At 72.4% G+C, this 18203-nt stretch carries 23 protein-coding genes and 1 tRNA gene; 12 read left to right on the top strand and 12 right to left on the bottom strand.

All coding sequences use genetic code 11. The features are described 5' to 3' along the window. Nucleotides 1–82: 82 nt before the first annotated feature. The 5 genes from ACZ6R9_RS03335 to ACZ6R9_RS03315 all read right to left on the bottom strand — a co-directional run bounded on the left by ACZ6R9_RS03335 (nucleotide 83) and on the right by ACZ6R9_RS03315 (nucleotide 5046). Nucleotides 83–1198 carry an aminopeptidase P family protein gene (locus tag ACZ6R9_RS03335; protein ID WP_465536230.1) on the bottom strand — a complete coding sequence of 372 codons (1116 nt, stop codon included), beginning with the start codon at nucleotides 1196–1198 and terminating at the stop codon, nucleotides 83–85. A 20-nt stretch (nucleotides 1199–1218) separates the two neighbouring features. Beyond that, the gene (locus tag ACZ6R9_RS03330) at nucleotides 1219–2565 is read right to left on the bottom strand and encodes a dipeptidase (protein WP_380487858.1); all 1347 of its coding nucleotides are present in this window, start codon (nucleotides 2563–2565) and stop codon (nucleotides 1219–1221) included. 114 nt (nucleotides 2566–2679) lie between these two features. Further along, a complete protein-coding gene (locus ACZ6R9_RS03325) occupies nucleotides 2680–3729 on the bottom strand; it encodes a hypothetical protein (RefSeq protein WP_380487860.1) in 1050 nt (349 codons plus the stop codon). A gap of 210 nt (nucleotides 3730–3939) precedes the next feature. Next, a tRNA-Pro gene (locus ACZ6R9_RS03320) sits at nucleotides 3940–4013 on the bottom strand. Nucleotides 4014–4101: 88 nt separating this feature from the next. Continuing rightward, a complete protein-coding gene (locus ACZ6R9_RS03315; protein ID WP_465536227.1) occupies nucleotides 4102–5046 on the bottom strand; it encodes a metallophosphoesterase in 945 nt (314 codons plus the stop codon). A gap of 131 nt (nucleotides 5047–5177) precedes the next feature. Between ACZ6R9_RS03315 and ACZ6R9_RS03310 the strand changes: the two genes are divergently transcribed. After that, nucleotides 5178–5633, top strand: a complete 456-nt coding sequence (locus tag ACZ6R9_RS03310; RefSeq protein ID WP_465536225.1) for a GatB/YqeY domain-containing protein — start codon at nucleotides 5178–5180, stop codon at nucleotides 5631–5633. A gap of 90 nt (nucleotides 5634–5723) precedes the next feature. On the opposite strand, the gene ACZ6R9_RS03305 is transcribed toward ACZ6R9_RS03310, so the two are convergent. Continuing rightward, on the bottom strand, nucleotides 5724–8048 hold the full coding sequence (locus ACZ6R9_RS03305) for a transglycosylase domain-containing protein (protein WP_380487902.1): 2325 nt from the start codon (nucleotides 8046–8048) through the stop codon (nucleotides 5724–5726). Nucleotides 8049–8448: 400 nt separating this feature from the next. On the opposite strand from ACZ6R9_RS03305, the gene ACZ6R9_RS03300 reads away from it, so the two are divergent. Then, nucleotides 8449–8772 (top strand): WhiB family transcriptional regulator, encoded by a 324-nt coding sequence (locus tag ACZ6R9_RS03300; protein ID WP_380487904.1) that lies wholly within the window; start codon nucleotides 8449–8451, stop codon nucleotides 8770–8772. 37 nt (nucleotides 8773–8809) lie between these two features. Here the strand turns inward: ACZ6R9_RS03300 and bagB are convergent, their stop codons facing one another. Both bagB and bagA read right to left on the bottom strand, forming a co-directional pair. Then, on the bottom strand, nucleotides 8810–9955 hold the full coding sequence (bagB, locus tag ACZ6R9_RS03295; protein ID WP_380487905.1) for an ATPase BagB: 1146 nt from the start codon (nucleotides 9953–9955) through the stop codon (nucleotides 8810–8812). Beyond that, on the bottom strand, nucleotides 9952–11037 hold the full coding sequence (gene bagA / locus ACZ6R9_RS03290) for an ATPase BagA (RefSeq protein ID WP_380487907.1): 1086 nt from the start codon (nucleotides 11035–11037) through the stop codon (nucleotides 9952–9954). Before bagA ends, bagB begins: the two co-directional genes overlap by 4 nt. A gap of 173 nt (nucleotides 11038–11210) precedes the next feature. Here bagA and ACZ6R9_RS03285 point away from each other — a divergent pair, with 173 nt between their 5' ends. The 5 genes from ACZ6R9_RS03285 to ACZ6R9_RS03265 all read left to right on the top strand — a co-directional run bounded on the left by ACZ6R9_RS03285 (nucleotide 11211) and on the right by ACZ6R9_RS03265 (nucleotide 13879). Next, nucleotides 11211–11366, top strand: coding sequence for a DUF4177 domain-containing protein (locus tag ACZ6R9_RS03285; protein WP_152645221.1), 156 nt, complete (start codon nucleotides 11211–11213; stop codon nucleotides 11364–11366). Nucleotides 11367–11368: 2 nt separating this feature from the next. Next, nucleotides 11369–11833, top strand: a complete 465-nt coding sequence (locus tag ACZ6R9_RS03280) for a RidA family protein (protein WP_380487909.1) — start codon at nucleotides 11369–11371, stop codon at nucleotides 11831–11833. A gap of 95 nt (nucleotides 11834–11928) precedes the next feature. Beyond that, on the top strand, nucleotides 11929–12771 hold the full coding sequence (locus ACZ6R9_RS03275; protein WP_380487911.1) for an NUDIX hydrolase: 843 nt from the start codon (nucleotides 11929–11931) through the stop codon (nucleotides 12769–12771). A 95-nt stretch (nucleotides 12772–12866) separates the two neighbouring features. Beyond that, nucleotides 12867–13061 (top strand): hypothetical protein, encoded by a 195-nt coding sequence (locus ACZ6R9_RS03270; RefSeq protein WP_380487912.1) that lies wholly within the window; start codon nucleotides 12867–12869, stop codon nucleotides 13059–13061. After that, a complete protein-coding gene (locus ACZ6R9_RS03265) occupies nucleotides 13058–13879 on the top strand; it encodes an MBL fold metallo-hydrolase (RefSeq protein WP_380487914.1) in 822 nt (273 codons plus the stop codon). The genes ACZ6R9_RS03270 and ACZ6R9_RS03265 overlap by 4 nt, the downstream gene beginning before the upstream one ends. Before the next feature lie 209 nt (nucleotides 13880–14088). On the opposite strand, the gene ACZ6R9_RS03260 is transcribed toward ACZ6R9_RS03265, so the two are convergent. Together ACZ6R9_RS03260 and ACZ6R9_RS03255 are read right to left on the bottom strand one after the other, a co-directional pair. After that, nucleotides 14089–14763 carry a Crp/Fnr family transcriptional regulator gene (locus tag ACZ6R9_RS03260; protein WP_014136744.1) on the bottom strand — a complete coding sequence of 225 codons (675 nt, stop codon included), beginning with the start codon at nucleotides 14761–14763 and terminating at the stop codon, nucleotides 14089–14091. 194 nt (nucleotides 14764–14957) lie between these two features. Beyond that, the gene (locus ACZ6R9_RS03255; RefSeq protein ID WP_380487916.1) at nucleotides 14958–15383 is read right to left on the bottom strand and encodes a universal stress protein; all 426 of its coding nucleotides are present in this window, start codon (nucleotides 15381–15383) and stop codon (nucleotides 14958–14960) included. Nucleotides 15384–15497: 114 nt separating this feature from the next. Between ACZ6R9_RS03255 and ACZ6R9_RS03250 the strand changes: the two genes are divergently transcribed. The 3 genes from ACZ6R9_RS03250 (at nucleotide 15498) to ACZ6R9_RS03240 (ending at nucleotide 17408) form a co-directional block, all read left to right on the top strand. Next, a complete protein-coding gene (locus tag ACZ6R9_RS03250; RefSeq protein WP_465536218.1) occupies nucleotides 15498–16112 on the top strand; it encodes a universal stress protein in 615 nt (204 codons plus the stop codon). Then, a complete protein-coding gene (locus tag ACZ6R9_RS03245) occupies nucleotides 16105–16443 on the top strand; it encodes a hypothetical protein (protein ID WP_380487920.1) in 339 nt (112 codons plus the stop codon). Before ACZ6R9_RS03250 ends, ACZ6R9_RS03245 begins: the two co-directional genes overlap by 8 nt. 122 nt (nucleotides 16444–16565) lie before the next feature. Continuing rightward, entirely contained in the window at nucleotides 16566–17408 is an 843-nt protein-coding gene (locus tag ACZ6R9_RS03240; RefSeq protein WP_380487922.1) for an NAD-dependent protein deacetylase, read from the top strand. Between the two features lie 18 nt (nucleotides 17409–17426). On the opposite strand, the gene ACZ6R9_RS03235 is transcribed toward ACZ6R9_RS03240, so the two are convergent. After that, nucleotides 17427–17687, bottom strand: a complete 261-nt coding sequence (locus tag ACZ6R9_RS03235; protein ID WP_380487924.1) for a hypothetical protein — start codon at nucleotides 17685–17687, stop codon at nucleotides 17427–17429. Next, entirely contained in the window at nucleotides 17684–17836 is a 153-nt protein-coding gene (locus ACZ6R9_RS03230; protein WP_380487925.1) for a hypothetical protein, read from the bottom strand. Before ACZ6R9_RS03230 ends, ACZ6R9_RS03235 begins: the two co-directional genes overlap by 4 nt. Before the next feature lie 127 nt (nucleotides 17837–17963). Here ACZ6R9_RS03230 and ACZ6R9_RS03225 point away from each other — a divergent pair, with 127 nt between their 5' ends. Continuing rightward, nucleotides 17964–18116, top strand: a complete 153-nt coding sequence (locus ACZ6R9_RS03225) for a hypothetical protein (RefSeq protein WP_380487927.1) — start codon at nucleotides 17964–17966, stop codon at nucleotides 18114–18116. After that, complete coding sequence (gene kdpF / locus ACZ6R9_RS03220; RefSeq protein ID WP_380487929.1) at nucleotides 18113–18202, top strand: K(+)-transporting ATPase subunit F; 90 nt, start codon at nucleotides 18113–18115, stop codon at nucleotides 18200–18202. The genes ACZ6R9_RS03225 and kdpF overlap by 4 nt, the downstream gene beginning before the upstream one ends. Nucleotide 18203: the final 1 nt, after the last annotated feature.

Here is an 18203-nt window from a genome sequence, read left to right as displayed (position 1 = left end):
CGCGCCCCGCCGGGCGTTCAGCCGCTGACCGTTCGCCGAGCTGCGCCGGGCGTTCAACCGCTGAACGCCCGGCGGGCGGCCGTCAGTTCACGAACGCCAGCTCGTGCGGCGTCCCGTTGAACCGCAGGCCACCGGTCTCCGTGACCGTCACGATGTCCTCGATCCGGACGCCGAACCGGCCCGGCAGGTAGACGCCCGGCTCGATGGAGAAGCACATCCCCGGCACCAGCGGCCGGGTCTCGCCCTCGATCATGTACGGCGGCTCGTGCGTGGTCAGCCCGATGCCGTGCCCGGTGCGGTGGATGAAGTACTCGCCGTACCCGCCCTCGGTGATCACCGCCCGGGCCACCCGGTCGATCTCCTGGCAGCTCACCCCGGGCGCCACCGCGTCGAACGCGGCCTGCTGGGCCCGCCGCACCAGGTCGTGGACCTTCTGCACCTCCTCGGGCGGCTCGGTGCCGACGAACACCGTGCGGGTGGTGTCCGAGCCGTAGCCGTCCTTCAGCCCGCCGAAGTCCAGCACCACCGTGTCACCGCGCTCGATCACCCGCTCCCCGGCCTCGTGGTGCGGATTCGCCCCGTTCGGGCCGGAACCCACCACCGTGAAATCCACCTGGCTGTGCCCGTGCTTGAGCAGCAACGCCGCCAGGTCGGAGGCCACCTCGCGCTCGGTGCGCCCCGCGAACGGCACGCCCAGGATCGCCCCGTACGTCAGGTCCGCCGCCGCACCCGCCGCCGCCAGCCGGGCCAGCTCGTCCGGCTCCTTCACCGCCCGCAGCATCGGCAGCACCGCCGTCAGCGAGGCGTACGAGGTACCCGGCAGCGCCTCCTGGAGGCCCAGCAGGTGCATCGCCCAGGCGTTGTCCGAGATCCCGTACCGGCCGGCCGGGTCCATGCTCGGCGCCAGCACCGCGAACGGGTCCTGGCCGTCGATCCAGTCGGCCATCCGGACGGCCTCCGCACCCGCCGCCCGCTCCGCGTCCGGACGCTCCAGCCTCGGCACCAGCAGCACCGGCTCGGCACCCGGCGCCACCACCAGCGCGGTCAGCCGCTCGGTGTTCACCGGGAGATACCCCGTCAGGTACGTCAGGTCCGGGCCGGGCGTGACGACCAGCCCCGCCAGGCCCGCATCGGCGGCGGCCGTCGCGGCACGGGCCATCCGGGCCTGGAAATCGGCCGTGGTGAACGGCTCGGGCATCAGGATCCCCTCCCTCGGGGTCAGCGGCCGGCGGCCGCGTAGTGACGCAGGAACAGCGCCTCGACCAGGGCCATGTGCTCGATCTCGCCCGGGTCGACGCTCTCGTTGGGCGCGTGGATGAGCGAACGCGGCTCCTCCACACCCATCAGGATGATCTCCGACTCCGGGTACTGCGCGGCAAGAGCACTGCACAGCGGAATCGAACCGCCCTGCCCGAGGAACGACAACGGCCGGCCGTACGCCTCCCGCGCCGCCCGGTCCAGCGCCGCGTACGCCTTCCCGTCCGTCGCGGCCCGGAACGGCGAACCCTTCGACTCGGGCTCCACCGACACCCGCGCACCCCACGGCGCGGCCTTCACCAGATGCGCCGTGAGCGCCTGCTGCGCCGCCTCCGGATCCATCCCCGGCGGCACCCGCAGACTCACCCGGGCCCGCGCCTCAGCGGGCACCGCCGAAGCCGAACCCACCACCGGCGGACAGTCGATGCCCAGCACCGTCACCGCCGGACGGGCCCACAGCCGGTCCGCGACCGTCCCCGACCCCATCAGCGCGACCCCGTCCAGCACCCCCGCGTCCGACCGGAACTGCTGCTCGTCGAACCCCGCGCCCTCCCAGACGCCGTCCGCCGACAGGCCCTCCACCCGCGTCCCGCCGTCGGCGTCGCGCAAGGAGTCCAGGATCCGGATCAGCGCCGCCAGGGCGTCCGGGGCCGGGCCGCCGAACATCCCCGAGTGCAGATCCGACTCCAGCGTCCGCACCGTCACCACCACGTTCGCCATCCCGCGCAACGAGACGGTCGCCGTCGGCACCCCCACCGCCGCGTTGCCGGTGTCGCAGATCAGCAGCGCATCGGCGTGCAACTCCTCCGGATGCTGCGCCAGATACGCCTCCAGGCCGCCCGTCCCCTGCTCCTCCGACCCCTCGACCACCAGCTTCAGCCCCACCGGCAACTCGTCCCCGAGCGCCCGCAACGCGGTCAGGTTCATCACCACATTGCCCTTGCAGTCCGCCGCCCCCCGTCCATACCACCGCCCGTCCCGCTCCGTCAGCTCGAACGGCGGCGACACCCACGCCTCGTCGCCCAGTGGCGGCTGCACGTCGTAATGGCAGTACAGGAGCACCGTCGGAGCCCCCGGCGGCGGCGGACGGTGCCCCAGCACCGCGAAACTCCCGTCCGGCGTCTCCACCAGCCGCACATCCCGCAGCCCCACCCCCGCGAACGCCGCGGCCACCCACTCCGCGGCCTCCCGGCAGCGTTCCGGCGGCTGCTGCCGCGGATCCGCCACCGAGGGAATCGCCACCAGCTCCGCCAGATCCTCCCGGGCCCGCCCCATCAAAGCGGCCACCCGCTCGCCCAACTCACCCACCACGCACGTCCCTTCTCCGCAGCACCGGCACAACCCCACCGATCATGCCCCGCCACGCGGCCCCGCGCGCGAGATCACGCCTTCCCTTGTTCATCTGCACGCCCGCGCGCGAGATCACGCCGTCGCGCCGCCCAGGATGCGCACCCACCACTCCAACTTCTCGACCTCGTCCCGCCGGTACACCCGCGCCCGCAAGCCCCGGTACGCGGCGACCAGCCGCTCGGCGGTCAACCTGGTCAGCACGGGCACCCGATGGTCGAGGATCCGCTCCCACTCCGGCGCCGACGGATCCGCCGGGTCGCGGTGCAGCGCGCCGAGCGGGAGCTCGCGGGCGACCGCCCACACCACCAGATCCGGCGCATCCGCCAACAGATGCCAATGATGCGCCGACCGCTCGCCGAACAACCCCTCCAACTCCCGCAGGATCGCCCGCCGGAACGTGATCGCGATCCGCACCCCCGTCGCCTCCGTGTGCGCGCCGAACAACGCCCGGAACTTCGGCCCCGACGGATCCCGCCAGATCTCCTCCCGGCCCTCCGGCGTCAACGTCTGGAAGGCGAGCGCCGGTTCGCCCCCGGCCAGGAAGAACGCCAACGCGGTGGTCGCCTCGTCCACCGCGTACCCCTCCCGGCTGGGACCTCGCCGCTCACCGCGCCGCAACCGGAACGGAATACCGTCGCGCTCGAACTGCCGCACCAGCCTGCGCATCACCGGATGACGCAGCAGCAGATCCTGCGCGGCCGTCGGATTGTGATGCCGGTGCGCCTGGTCGTGCGCCGCCCGGGCGAGATCGCGCGCCGCACCACTGACGACCCGGACATCCAGCACAGCCCGGTCCAGATGCTCGACCGACAGCTCGGCCGCACCCTGCGCGAGCAGCCCCAGCGTCTGGAACCCGTCGATGCACTCGATCCCCGACAGCTCGACACTGCACCCGCCCCAGTCCGGCTCCGCCCGCCACAGCCGCTCATCCACCCCGAGCACCACCCGCCCGACGATCCCGAACAACTCCGGACACTCCCGCAACAGATGCGCCCGCGCCGCATTCTGCGGACTCACCAGCAACTCCCGCCGCGCCCCCAACCGCTCAGCCGCATCCACCGCCCCACCCAGCCCCGCCAACTGCCCGGCCGGCACCCGCAGATCCCACTGCTCGTCGTCCACCCGCTGCATGTACCCGGGCCTGAGCCAGTACCCCGAACAGAACACCGGAACGCTGATCGGCCCCGGCCCGCCTGGGAACGGCTGTGTCATCGCAAACACACTCATGCCATCACAACGGCCCGACCCGACACAGGTGACGCCCGAACCCCCAGAGCCCCACAACGAGTGAGGGCCGCACCGGATTTCTCCGATGCGGCCCTCACTGCTCGGTCGGGGTAGCGGGATTTGAACCCACGGCCTCTTCGTCCCGAACGAAGCGCGCTACCAAGCTGCGCTATACCCCGGTCCTGCTTTGTTGCTTTCCGTTCCCGGTGCAACGAGTAGAACTCTACAGGAGGTGGGGCCAGACGCGAAATCCGGTTTAGCGGCTGGTCAGCGAGGGGTGGGGGTGAGGGTGAGGAGGGTGGCCTCGGGGGGGCAGGCGAAGCGGATGGGGGTGTAGCGGTTGGTGCCGCAGCCGGCGGAGACGTGGAGGTGGGAGCGGTGGCCGGCGGCGGTGTGGGTGGAGAGGCCCTTGACGCGGTCGGTGTCGAGGTCGCAGTTGGTGACGAGGGCGCCGTAGAAGGGGATGCAGAGCTGGCCGCCGTGGGTGTGGCCGGCCAGGATCAGGGGGTAGCCGTCGGCGGTGAAGGCGTCGAGGACGCGCAGGTAGGGGGCGTGGACGACGGCGAGGGAGAGGTCGGCCTCGGGGGAGGGGCCGCCGGCCACCGCGGCGTAGTCGTCCTGGCGGATGTGCGGGTCGTCGAGGCCGGTGAACTCGATGTCGAGGCCGGCCACCGTGAGGCGGCCGCGGGCGTTGTTGAGGTCGAGCCAGCCGGCCCGGTCGAAGCCGTCGCGGAGCTTCTGCCAGGGGTTGTGGACGGCGCCGGTGATGCCGCGGCGGCCGGTGCCGTCGGGGTTGTTGAGGCCGTGGACGCCGCTGCGCAGGGCCTTGAGGTAGCGGGTGGGCGACTTGCGGGCGGGGCCGTAGTAGTCGTTGGAGCCGAAGACGTAGACGCCGGGGAAGTCCATCAGCGGGCCGAGCGCGTCCAGCGTGGCGGGGACGCCGAGCGGGTCGGAGAGGTTGTCGCCGGTGTTGACGACCAGGTCGGGGTGGAGCCCGGCGAGGCTCTGCAGCCAGCGCTGCTTCTTGGCCTGCCCGGTGACCATGTGGATGTCGGACACCTGGAGGATCCGGATCGGCCGCGCGCCGGCGGGCAGGATCGGAACCTCGACGCGCCGCAGCCGGAACGAGCGGACCTCGTACCCGGCGGCGTAGACGAGACAGGCGGCGCCGGTGGCGGCGACACCGAGCGGGACGGAGTACAGCGGTCGCATCGGTCCATGGTCGCAGACCGTTCGAAAAGACGGACAAGCACCCGGGGTTCGGCGGAGGATGACGGGCCGTCAGCACGAACCGGCAGGTAAAGGGGCGGCGGCGGGGCGGGACAGGTGTCAGAATCGGCGGCATGACGACGCTCAAGGAGCAGCTGCACGAGGACCTCACGGCTGCCATCAAGGCACGGGACGAGCTGCGCTCGTCCACCCTCCGGCTGACGCTGGCCTCGGTGACCGGCGCGGAGGTGGCGGGCAAGCAGAAGCGCGAGCTGTCCGACGCCGAGGTGCTTCAGGTGATCGGCAAGGAGGCGAAGAAGCGGCGGGAGGCCGCGGAGGCGTTCGAGGGTGCCGGCCGGACGGAGCAGGCGGCGCGCGAGCGGGCCGAGGGCGAGGTGCTGGCGGCGTACCTGCCCAAGCAGCTCACGGACGAGGAGCTGGCCGCGATCGTGGCCGCCGCGGTGGCGGAGTCCGGGGCGAGCGGCCCGCAGGGCATGGGCGCCGTGATGAAGCTGGTGCGTCCGCAGGTCGAGGGCAAGGCGGAGGGCGGCCGGGTGGCCGCCGCGGTGAAGGCCGCGCTGGCCGGCTGACCTGCGACAACCCCTGCAACTGCTGAAGCCGCCCGCCCGGAGGTGATCTCCGGGCGGGCGGCTTCCGTGTGTAAGGCGTGCGGGGTGGGGTCAGTGGTGGCCGGGCTTTCCGGTGGTGCCGCCGGTGGTCGGCGGGAAGGAGAAGCCGCCGGTGGTCAGGCCGCCGGTGGTCAGGCCGCCGGTCGTCAAGCCCGTGGTGCCGCCGTTGGTGCCGCCGCCATTGCCGTTGCCGCCACCGTTGCCACCGCCGTTGCCGCCACCATTGCCACCGCCGTTGTTGCCACCGCCGGTGGTCGCGCCGGCGGTGTCGCCGGACGGGGTGTCGGTGGCGGGCGGGTTGCTGGTCGCCGGCGGGGTGGTGACGAGGTTCTTGAAGGTGGAGATCGGAGTGCCGTCCAGGGCGTCGTTCATGGCCATCTGCCAGATCGGGCCGGGGCCGTCGGCGCCGTAGACCGCCCCGAAGGACTTGCCGCCGATGGTGATGTTCTTCATCGAGACGTTGCCGCCGACACCGCCGAGCCAGACCGAGGTGGAGAGGTCGGGGGTGTAGCCGGTGAACCAGGCGGCGTACCGCTCGTCGGTGGTACCGGTCTTGCCGGCGATCGGGCGGCCGTCGTCGAGGCCGAGGGAGGAACCGGTGCCCTTCTCGGTCACGCCGAGCAGCAGGCTGTTGACGTTGTCCGCGGTGGACTGGCTCATCGCCTGGTTGCAGTTGGCCTTCGGCACGTCGAGCTTCTTGCCGTCGCTGGCGACCACGGAGGTCAGCGCGATCGGGGCGCAGTAGACGCCGCGGGAGGCGAAGGCCGCGTAGACCGAGGCCATCTGGAGCGGGCTGACCTCCTGGGTGCCGAGCACCATGGAGGGGACCTCCTGCAGGGGCTTGCCGTTGGCCAGGGTGCCGACGCCGAGCTTGTCGGCCATCTGCTTCATCGGGCACAGGCCGGTCTGCTGCTCCAGCTGCACGAAGTAGGTGTTGACCGACTTCTGCATGGCGACCGTCATGTTGTACGGGCCGATTTCCCGCTCGGACTCGTTCGACACGGTGGGCTTGGAGGTGTCGTTCCAGGTGCCCTGGCAGGTGGAGACCCGCGGGTACTCCATCTTCGGCGGCGAGGACAGTTCCTGGCTGATCGGCACCCCGCTCTCCAGGGCGGCCGCGGCCAGGATCGGCTTGAAGGTCGAGCCGGGGGAGAAGCCGTTGCCGCCGCCCATGGACGCGCCGGCGTTCAGGTTGAGGACGGTCTGCTTCTTGGCCTCGTCCAGGCCGTACGGGCGGGTCTGCGCCATCGCGAGGATCTCGCCGGTGCCGGGCTTGACCATGGTGCCGGCGGCGGACACCTTGTCGGTCACGTAGACCTTCTTGGTGACCGCGTTGTACATCGCCTGCTGCTTTTCCGGGTCGATGGTGGTGTTGATCTTCAGGCCGCCCTGCGACCAGAGCTTCTGCCGGTCGGCGGCGGTCTTGCCGAACACCGGGTCCTGCTTGATCACGTGGCGCACGTAGTCGCAGAAGAAGCCCATGCCGTTCCCGGCGGTGATGCAGCCGTTCTGCGGCTCGGTGTAGGTGATGCCGAGCGGGGCGGCGAGGGCGGCCTTGGCCTCCTCCGGCGAGATGTGCTTGTACTCCAGCAGCTTGTTGATCACCGTGTTGCGGCGGGTCTGCGCGGCCTGCGGGTGGGTGATCGGGTCGTACGCCGAGGGGTTCTGCACCAGGCCGGCCAGCATCGCGGCCTGGGGGATGTCGAGGTCCTTGGCGCTCTTGTTGAAGTAGCGCTTGGCGGCGGACTCGATGCCGTACGCCTGGTGGCCGTAGAAGGTGATGTTCAGGTAGTTGGTGAGGATCTGGTCCTTGCTCAGGTCCTCTTCCAGCTTGATGGCGTACTTGAGCTCCTGGATCTTGCGACCCATGCTCTTCTTGGTGGCTTCCAGGAACGCCTGCTGGTCGTCGCCGGCCTGCTCGACGAAGACGTTCTTCACGTACTGCTGGGTGAGTGTCGAGGCGCCCTGGGCGGTGGTGCCGGACTCGGCGTTCTTGGTGGCGGCGCGCAGCACGCCCTTGAGGTCGACGGCGCCGTGCTCGTAGAAGCGGTTGTCCTCGATGTCGACCTGGGCCTGGCGCATGATCGGCGCCATCTGCTCCTTGGTGAGGATGGTGCGGTCGCGGTCGTAGACCTTGGCGATCAGGCCGCCCTTGGCGTCGTAGATCATCGACACCTGGGAGAGTGTGGGCGTCTTGAAGTCGTCCGGGATGTTGTCGAACGACTCGGCGGTGTCCTTGGCGGTCAGGCCGAACGCGCCGACGGCAGGCAGGGCCATGCCGGCGACCAGGATGCCTGCGAGCACGGCGCTGCCCAGGAACTTGACGCCGAGCCCTGCCTTGTCCAGTGCGGTGCCCGTGGATCGCGTAGCTGCCATGGGGAGAACCCTACGTTGCGGAATCCCGTACAGGGGGGCAGGTGTTCGCCTACGCTTGTCACAGAACTGCGACAGCTTCGCTCTGCTCATCATCATCACTCTTGTGAGTGATGAGCTTTGTCCGATTCCGGGCATTCTGGGCCCATTTCAGGCGGCTGCACGGCGGGCCGCTGTTGCACACCGTGACGAAAACGCACCATTCGGCCCCCGCAAGGCCCGCGACCTGCAATCACTCCAACGAGTGAGCTGTCGGACACCCATAGTCCGATCGGGTCATTCGAGATTGGGCCGACAGGGGCTGTTGCGTTGTGTCGTTCTTCCGTAACGTCCTCAACTGGCAACGGTGAATATGCCGTTGCCGCCGTGGGGGAGCCCCGAATCGGGAGAGGACGGCGCCGGGATGGGCTGGGTGGACGACTGGAGCGTGCAGGCCGCGTGCCGCACGAGCGATCCGGATGAACTGTTCGTGCAGGGGGCGGCGCAGAATCGCGCCAAGGCGGTGTGCAGCGGCTGTCCGGTGCGCACCGAGTGCCTCGCGGACGCACTCGACAACCGTGTCGAGTTCGGCGTGTGGGGCGGAATGACGGAGCGCGAGCGTCGGGCGCTGCTGCGCCGGCGCCCGACTGTGGGGTCCTGGCGCAGGCTGCTGGAGACCGCGCGCACCGAGTACGAGGAGTCGCTGGCCACCGGGGTGGTCCTGCGGGACTACGCCCAGGCGGGCTGAGGCTCCGTCAAGCAGGGCGGTGGGGCGGGCCGTTGGCTCACTCGGCGGGGGAACCGAGTCGGTCGCCGATGGCCCGCAGTCCGTCCAGGTCGTGGACGTCTCCGGGCAGTGCGGGCACTTCGACGATCGGCACGTCCGGGTAGACCGAGGCGAAACGGTCGCGGGTGCGCCGTTCCCGGGTCATGACCTGCATGCGTTCGGCGTGCAGGCGCAGCAGTCCGGCGGCCAGGGTCTCGGCCTCGACGGTCGAGGTGGCGGTGCCGTTCTCCTCCAGCGCCTCGGCGGCGGCCAGGGCGCGTTCCGAGGTGAGCTGCGGGGCGCCGCTGGTGTGCACCCGGTTGAGCACCAGGCCGGCCAGCGGCATGGTGTCGGCGGCGAGCCGGTCGACGAAGTACGCGGCCTCGCGCAGCGCGTCGCGTTCCGGCGCGGCGACCACCAGGAACGCGGTGCCCTCAGCCTTCAGCAGCTGGTAGGTGCGGTCGGCGCGCTCCCGGAAACCGCCGAACATCGAGTCCATCGCGGAGACGAACGTCTGGACGTCGGTGAGCAGTTGGGCCCCGAAGATCTTGCCGAGGGTGCCGGTGATCAGCCCCATGCCGACGTTCAGGAACTTCATCGCGGAGCGGCCGCCGACCTTGGCGGGGGCGGTGAGCAGCCGGATCACCTTGCCGTCCAGGAAGGACCCGAGCCGGGTGGGGGCGTCCAGGAAGTCCAGCGCGGAGCGGGACGGCGGAGTGTCGACGACGATCAGGTCCCAGCGGTCCTCGGCGCGGAGCTGGCCGAGCTTCTCCATCGCCATGTACTCCTGGGTGCCCGCGAAACCGGCCGACAGCGACTGGTAGAACGGGTTCTCCATGATGGCCCGGGCCCGGTCGGGTTCGGCGTGGGCGAGCACGACCTCGTCGAAGGTCCGCTTCATGTCCAGCATCATCGCCTGGAGCTCGCCCTCGCCCCGGGTGCCCTTGACCACCCGCGGGGTGTTGTCGAGCTCGGTCAGGCCCATCGACTGGGCGAGCCGGCGGGCCGGGTCGATGGTCAATACCACGACGCGGCGGCCGCGTTCGGCGGCGCGCAGGCCGATCGCCGCGGCGGTGGTGGTCTTGCCGACCCCGCCGGAGCCGCAGCAGACCACGATCCGGGTCGCCGGGTCGTCGATCAGGGTGTCGATGTCCAGCCCGGTCATGCCGCTCCCTGCCGCTTCAGTTCGCCCGCCAGCCGGTACAGGCCGGCCAGGTCCATGCCCTCGCCGAGCAGTGGCAACTCGTAACTGGGCAGACGCAGTTGTTGAAGGTCGATGCGCTGGGTGCGTTCCAGTTCGACCCGTTCGGCGTGCTCCCGGGCCTGTTCCAGCAGCGGGTCGAGCAGCGGCTCCACGGCGGCCCGCACGGTCTCCGGCTTGCGCGAGCGCCCGCCGAGGCCGGCCTCGCCGAGGGCCAGCGCCACCTCCTCGCGGTGGTCGCCGTGGGCGGCCTCCACCGCCGCCGCGTCCAGTATCGGCGGGCGCACCATGTTCACCAGGACACCGCCGACCGGCAGCCCGGCCTCGCGCAGGTCGGCGATCCCGTCCACCGTCTCCTGCACCGGCATCTCCTCCAGCAGGGTGGTGAAGTGCACCGCCGTCTCCGCGGAACGCAGCACCCGCATCACGGCCTGCGCCTGGGTGTGGATCGGGCCGAACCTGGCCAGGCCCGCCACCTCGGAGTTGACGTTCAGGAAACGGGTGAGCCGACCGGTCGGCGGGGCGTCCATCACCACCGCGTCGTAGGCCCGCCGGCCGTCCGGGCCCTTGCGGCGGGCCGCCTCGCAGGCCTTGCCGGTGAGCAGCACGTCGCGCACGCCCGGGGCGATGGTGGTGGCGAAGTCCACGAAGCCGACCTTCTGCAGGGCCTTCCCGGCCCGGCCCAGCTTGTAGAACATCTCCAGGTACTCCAGCAGCGCCTGCTCGGTGTCGATGGCCAGCGCGTGCACCTCGCCGTGGCCCTTGCCGGGCAGCCCCAGCTGAGCCGGCGTCACCGTGGCCACCCGGCGCTCCTCGTACGGCAGCGCGGCGATCTGGAACAGCTCCGCGATGCCCTGCCGGCCCTCCACCTCGATCAGCAGGGTGCGGCCGCCCTCGGCGGCCAGCGCCAGCGCGAGCGCCGCCGCCAGCGTGGTCTTGCCGGTGCCGCCCTTGCCGCTGACCACGTGCAGCCTGACGCCCTCCCAGTCCGGCTCCCGCGGCGACGTCTGCCCGGTCGGCCCCGCCGTACCGCTGCTGCCCGCCACGCCCGCTCTCCGTCCGTCGCCGCCTGCTTCTGCCGAGGGGTCCCCCGCGGGCATCCCTCACCGCGAGGGTAACGAGCGCGCGCTCCGGATGACGGGAGCATCCCGGCCACCCCGGCGTTTGATGCCCGCTTTGTGTCCCACCTCACACCGGGCGGGGCGGCTAGAGTCACCCCATGACCAAGTGGGAATACGCAACCGTGCCGCTTCTTGTGCACGCCACCAAGCAGATCCTCGACACCTGGGGCCAGGACGGCTGGGAGCTCGTCCAGGTCGTTCCCGGGCCGAACCCGGAGCAGCTGGTGGCGTACCTGAAGCGCGAGAAGGAGTAGTCATGGGTCAGGTAGAGCAGAAGCTCGCCGAGCTCGGGCTGACCCTGCCCGAGGTGGCGGCCCCCGTCGCCGCGTACGTCCCGGCGCTGCGCACCGGTCACTACGTGATGACCTCCGGGCAGCTGCCGATGGTCGGCGGCAAGCTCCCGCTGACCGGCAAGGTCGGCGCCGAGGTCACCGCGGAGGACGCCAAGGACCTGGCGCGGATCTGCGCGCTGAACGCGCTGGCCGCCGTCAAGTCGGTGATCGGCGACCTGGACAAGGTCGAGCAGGTCGTCAAGGTGGTCGGCTTCGTCGCCTCCGCCCCCGACTTCACCGGCCAGCCCGGCGTGGTCAACGGCACCAGCGAACTGCTGGGCGAGGTCCTCGGCGACAAGGGCGTGCACGCCCGCAGCGCCGTCGGCGTCGCGGTGCTGCCGCTGGACGCGCCGGTCGAGGTCGAGCTGATGGTCCGCGTCCGCGACTGACCGCCTGTGCGGAAGGGCCCGTTGCCGCACCGCGGTGGCGGGCCCTCGCATTGGGGCCTGTCGGCCCGGGGCGACGGCGGTTAACATCCGTGAACATGCCCGAGATGCCGCCGTCCTGGCCCGCCCGAATCCGCGCCCTGGCCACCGGGGAACTCACCCCCGCCGCGCCCCGGCCCGCCGCCACCGTGGTGCTGCTGCGCGACGGCGCCACCGGCCCCGAGGCGTACCTGCTGCGCCGGCGCACCACGATGGCCTTCGCCGGCGGCATGTACGCCTACCCCGGCGGCAGCGTCGACCCGCGCGACCGCGAGGTGCGCCCGCCGTGGGCCGGCCCGTCCACCGAGGAGTGGGCCGAACGTCTGGGCGTGGACGAGCCGACCGCCTGCGCGGTGGTCTGCGCCGCCGTCCGGGAGACCTTCGAGGAGGCCGGCGTGCTGCTGGCCGGCCCCGACGACCGGACCCTGGTCGAACCCACCGACCGGTCCGCCGAACGCGCCGCGCTGGAGTCCCACCAGCTGTCCCTCGCCGAGTTCCTGACCCGGCACAACCTGGTGCTGCGCAGCGACCTGCTGGCCGCCTGGGCCCGCTGGGTCACCCCCGAGTTCGAGGAACGCCGCTTCGACACCTGGTTCTTCGTCGCCGCGCTGCCGGCCGGGCAGACCGCCGCGGACACCGTCGGCGAGGCCGACCGGGTCACCTGGATGACCCCCGCCGACGCGGTGGCCGGCTTCCACGAGGGCCGATTCGGGATGATGCCGCCGACCGTCACCGTGCTGCGCGAGCTGACGCCGGTGCGCAGCGCCACCGAGGCGCTGACCGCCGCCGCGGACCGCAAGGTGACCCCCGTGCTGGGGCAGGCCGAGGTGCGCGGGGACCGCATGACGGTGCGCTGGCCCGGGTATGACGAACTGACCGTCGACGGCGTGTTCCCGGCGTGAGAGCCTTCCCCCGGGAAGCTCGGCAGCAGCCGCGCCGACCAGCGGCTTTCCACTGCGACAGCACCGACCGCGTACACCCCGGAAGGAGACCTCCGATGACTCACAACGACGTGGCTCGCCGGACCTCGGCCACGCCCGCCCGCACCGTCACCCCCCGTGCCGCCGCCTGCGACGCACCGGCGCCCGCGGCCACCACCGCCCGCCTGCTGGTCCGCGAGCTGCCCGCCCGGGCACTGGTGCGGACGCTCCCGCTGCGGCAGCTCAGTCGGGCCGAGGCGGACGCCGCGTGAGCGGTCTGCTTCCGGGCGACCCCGCCGACGTGGTCGGCGGGGCCGCCACCGCGCGCGCCCAGTGCGTGCTCGCACCCAACCCGTCCCCGATGACGCTGGACGGCACCAACACCTGGCTGCTCTCCGAACCCGGCTCCGACCTCGCCGTCGTGGTCGACCCCGGCCCGCTCGACGAGACCCACCTGCGACGGGTCGTCAGCACCGCCGAACAGCAGGGCAAACGGATCGCCCTCACCCTGCTCACCCACGGACACCCCGACCACGCCGAAGGCGCCGCCCGGTTCGCCGAACTCACCGGCACCGCCGTGCGCGCCCTCGACCCGGCACTGCGACTCGGCGAAGAAGGCCTGCACGGCGGCCAGCGGCTGGAGATCGGCGGCCTCGACCTGCGGGTGGTCGCCACCCCCGGGCACACCTCCGACTCGCTGACCTTCCACCTGCCCGCCGACGGCGCGATCCTCACCGGCGACACCGTCCTCGGCCGCGGCACCACCATGGTCGCCCACCCCGACGGCCGGCTCGGCGACTACCTGGCCTCGCTGCGCCACCTGCACGCGATGGCCGCCGAGCACGGCGTCCGCACCGTCCTGCCCGGCCACGGCCCGGTCCTCGCGGACGCGCTCGGCGCCGTCGACTACTACCTCGCCCACCGGGCCGGCCGGCTCGCCCAGGTCGAGACCGCGGTCGAGACGGGATGCCGCACGGCGGCCGAGGTGGTCGCCCGGGTGTACGCGGACGTGGACCGCGCGCTGTGGCCTGCGGCGGAACTGTCGGTGCGGGCGCAGCTCACGTACCTGGAGGAGCACGGGCTCATCTGAGAACGGCAGCGGGTGCGCAAACAGGGGCGCGGGGAACTGCGCGAAGCGGAAGGCACTCAACCGCAAGATCGCGACGCAGGACAATCACTTGCACTTGATCGCGACCTTGCGGATGAGGCTTGCGCTTGTCGCGCAGTTCTCCCCCAGCCCTGGCGGGCCGGGAGGTACCCCCACGCGCCCCTGTTTGCGCGTCCCCTGGGCGGAGCCCCTTAGCGTGAGCGGCGCGAGAGGCGTTCGACGTCCAGCAGGACGACCGCGCGGGCCTCCAGCTTCAGCCAGCCGCGGCCGGCGAAATCGGCGAGGGCCTTGTTGACCGTTTCGCGGGAGGCGCCGACCAGCTGGGCCAGTTCCTCCTGGGTGAGGTCGTGGGCGACGTGGATGCCCTCGTCGGACTGGACGCCGAAGCGGCGGGACAGGTCGAGCAGGGCCTTGGCGACGCGGCCGGGCACGTCGGAGAAGACCAGGTCGCTCATCACGTCGTTGGTGCGGCGCAGGCGGCGGGCGATCGCGCGGAGCAGCGCGATGGAGACCTCGGGGCGGGCGTGCAGCAGCGGGAGCAGGTCGCCGTGGCCGAGGCCGAGGAGCTTGACCTCGGTGAGGGCGGTGGCGGTGGCGGTGCGCGGGCCCGGGTCGAACAGCGAGAGCTCGCCGATCATCTCGGAGGGGCCGAGCACGGCGAGCATGTTCTCGCGGCCGTCCGGCGAGGCGCGGTGCAGCTTGACCTTGCCCTCGACCACGACGTACAGCCGGTCGCCCGGGTCGCCCTCGTGGAACAGCGACTCGCCGCGGGCGAGCGTCACCTCGGTCATGGAAGCGCGGAGCTCGGCAGCCTGGTCGTCGTCGAGTGCCGCGAACAGCGCGGCGCGCCGCAGAACGTCGTCCACGAGCTTCCTCCTGCTGGTGTCATGGGCAGTGCTATTCACCACCAAGGATGACGCATGTCGCTCCGATCATATGAGGAGGGGGGTGGGCCGGGTGCGGCCCACGCGGCCATTCGCGCACTTCGGGTGACGGCCCACGACGGCGCCCGTCCGGCGGCGTGTCGTCGAACGGGCGCGCGGCGCGGGCCGGTGGGTGCTCAGACGGTCAGCCCCAGGCCGGACGGCGGAGCGGTGACGGTCAGCACCGGGCACGGGGCGTGACTGCGGCAGTGCCGGGCGGTGCGGTCGCCGTGCGGGTGCGCCCAGCGGCGGTGCGGGGTACCGAGCAGCAGCAGGTCGGCGGGGCCGGTGACCGCCGCGACCAGGGCCGGACCGGCGGCTCCGGTGACCACGGTGGGGCGGACCAGGACATTGCCCGGCCAGCCGCCGAGCGCGGTGTCGAAGGCGGCGTCCAACAGCAGCCCGGCGGCGCGGGCGGGCACCTCGTCGGACGGGCGCCGGACGAGCACCGGGACCAGCACGGCGCCGCGCACCGCCGCCTCCATCGCGGCCCGGCGCAGCGCCGCCAGGCTGTCCGGCGAGCCGTCCACACCGACCACCACATGGGTTTCGCCGTGTTCCATGACCGGCCTCCTCGTCCCTCTCCTTCAGTGAACGCCGTCGGCGGCGGCCCGGGCGTCAGGGCGGCGTTGGGAAACCGGCCGTGGGCGTCAGGGAGCCGTCAAGGACGGCCGGAGGTGGGGCGGCGACGCGATCTGCTGGGTGGTGCGGGCCCCGCCGGGGTCCGCGAGTTCCTGGACGGAGGACGCGTGATGGAGCAGCGGCCGCGCATCGTGGTCGGGGTCAGCGGATCGCTCGGCAGCCTGGCGGCCGTGCACCGTGCGGTGGCCGAGGCCCGGCGGTTGGGCGGCGAGGTGCTGGCCCTGCACGCCTGGGAGCCGCCGAACGGGGAGTTCGGCCACCGCCGCTCGCCGTGCCCGCCGCTGCTGTCGGCGGTGCGCGAGCTGGCCGCGACGACGCTGGCGGAGGCGATGGCGGAGGCGTTCGGCGGCACCGACCCGGGCGTTCCGCTCACCGCCCGCACCGTCCGGGGACAGACCGCCCCGACCCTGCTGGCCGCCGCCGACCGGCCGCGCGACCTGCTGGTCCTCGGCCCGTCCGGCTCCTGGCTGCACCGCGGCCTGCGCGGCTCCGTCCCGGCGTACTGCGTGCGCCGGGCGAGCTGCCCGGTGCTGGTCGTGCCGCGCTCCGAACTCGCGACCACCCTCGACGAGGTGAGCAGCCGCCTGTTCGCCGCCCGGGCCCTGGACGCGGAGCTGCGCGACCTGGTCGCGGTGTCCGACGGTGCCTGAACGGCTGCCGGTCGCCCTGTCGGGCGCGGCGGCACTGCTGCTGGGCGCGGCGACCGCGCTGGCACTCGCGCCGCTCGGCGAACTGCGCGCCGGCTGGTTCGCCCTCACCGCGTTCGCCGCCGGGTGCGCCGCCCTCGGCAGCCGCTCGCGGCCGGCCGCCGCACCGTTCGTCGGCCTGGCGGCATGGCTGTTCCACAACGGCTTCGCCGAACACCGCTACGCCGAGCTCAGCTGGTCCGGCCCGGGCACCGAGGCCGGCCACCTGGCACTGTTCACCGCGGCGGCACTGCTCGCCGCCCTCCCGTGGGCCCGGATGCGCCCCCGGAAGTGAGCGCAAGTACAAAAGAGACGGCGGCAGTTCGGGCTGTGGGGGCCGGGGCTGCCGCGAACGGGAGCGGCCCGGGTGGTGCGTGGGGGCACCGTCCGGGCCGCGTTCCTTCCCGGGCGTCCACAATGGACGGTATGACTGCGCACGAGGACGGCCTGTCCGCGCTGGTCCGGCTGCTGGCCGGGGGCGGGGTGGCGGTGCTGAGCGGCGCCGGGCTGTCGACCGAGTCCGGGATCCCGGACTACCGGGGGCCGGACGGGATCCGGCGGCACCGGGCGCCGATGACGTACCAGGAGTTCCTGGCGGGGGAGCCGGCCCGCCGCCGCTACTGGGCACGCAGCCACGCCGGGCGCGCCGTGATCGCCGGGGCCCGCCCGAACGCCGGCCACCTCGCGGTCGCCCGGCTGCGCGCCGCCGGGCCGGTCTCGGCGGTGATCACCCAGAACGTCGACGGCCTGCACCGTGCCGCGGGCACCACCGACGCCGTCGAACTGCACGGCGGCCTCGACCGGGTGGTCTGCCTCTCCTGCGCCGCGATCAGCCCCCGCGCCGAACTCGACGAACGCCTCGCCGCCCTCAACCCGGCCTTCCGGGACGCCGGTTCACGCATCAACCCGGACGGCGACACCGAACTGACCGACGACCTGGTGGCGTCCTTCACCCTCGCCGACTGCGCCCGCTGCGGCGGCATCCTCAAACCCGACGTGGTGTTCTTCGGCGAGAGCGTCCCCAAGGACCGCGTCGAGCACTGCTACCGCCTGGTCGACGCCTCCCGCGCCCTGCTCGTCCTCGGCTCCTCGCTGGCCGTCATGTCCGGCCTGCGCTTCGTCCGCCACACCGCGAAGTCCGGCAAGCCGGTCGCCATCGTCAACCGCGGCACCACCCGCGCCGACGACCTCGCCACCCTCCGCCTCGACGGCCCCCTCGGCGAAACCCTGACAGCCCTGGCCGCCCAACTCGGCGCCTAGCCCTGGCCCGACCCGGGCTCACGCCGCCGGTGGCGCGGTGAGCTGGCAGATCGCGACGAGTTCCAGTCGTGGCACGACGTAGTAGGTGAGCAGCCCGCCCGCGACGTCGAGGTGGCGCATCGGCTCGCCGGGGCCTTCGTACGACGTGCCGTCGAGGTACCGGGCCTCGGCGGCCCGGACCGGTTCGGCGGCACGGAGCTCAACGGCGGCGAGGAAGCCTGCGGGAAATCCGCCGGCGATGTGTTCCGCGTCGGGCAGATACTCCCAGCCCCAGCTCACCCGTTCACCGCCGCGAACGCGGCCCGGTACAACTCGGCGACCGCGATGGCGTGCCGACGGCACTCCTCGATGCTCGCCGCGTGATTGGCGAGGTAGTTCGACCGGTGGTACGTCCGGGCGGTCGCCGGGAAACGCTCGATCTCCAGCACCGCGGCCCATGTTGTGAGGCCACCGGGCCGGACCCGCGCCCAGGGGCCGGGAGGCGGGGCGTCAAGGAGGCGTCAAGGTCGGGGAACCACCCGTATGGGGGGCGTCAGGAACCGTAATGGCGGATGGATGCGCTGGTTGGCTCAGGGTGCCGGCGAAATACGCAGGCCGTTGTCCCGAGCCACCTTGGTGGATGCCATGTCGGATCTGATCTATGTCGGTGTCACGGTCGCCGTGTTCGCCGTCATCGCCCTGATCGCGCGGGGGGTGGAGAAGCTGTGACCGTGGAGAACCTCGTCGGTCTCATCGTCGCCGCCGCGCTGGTCGGTTACCTCGTTCTCGCGTTGATCCACCCGGAGAAGTTCTGAC

Source organism: Kitasatospora sp. NPDC048662 (assembly GCF_055587065.1).
The sequence above is the reverse complement of the archived record's forward strand: the minus strand, read 5'-3'. Positions and strand labels throughout refer to the sequence as shown.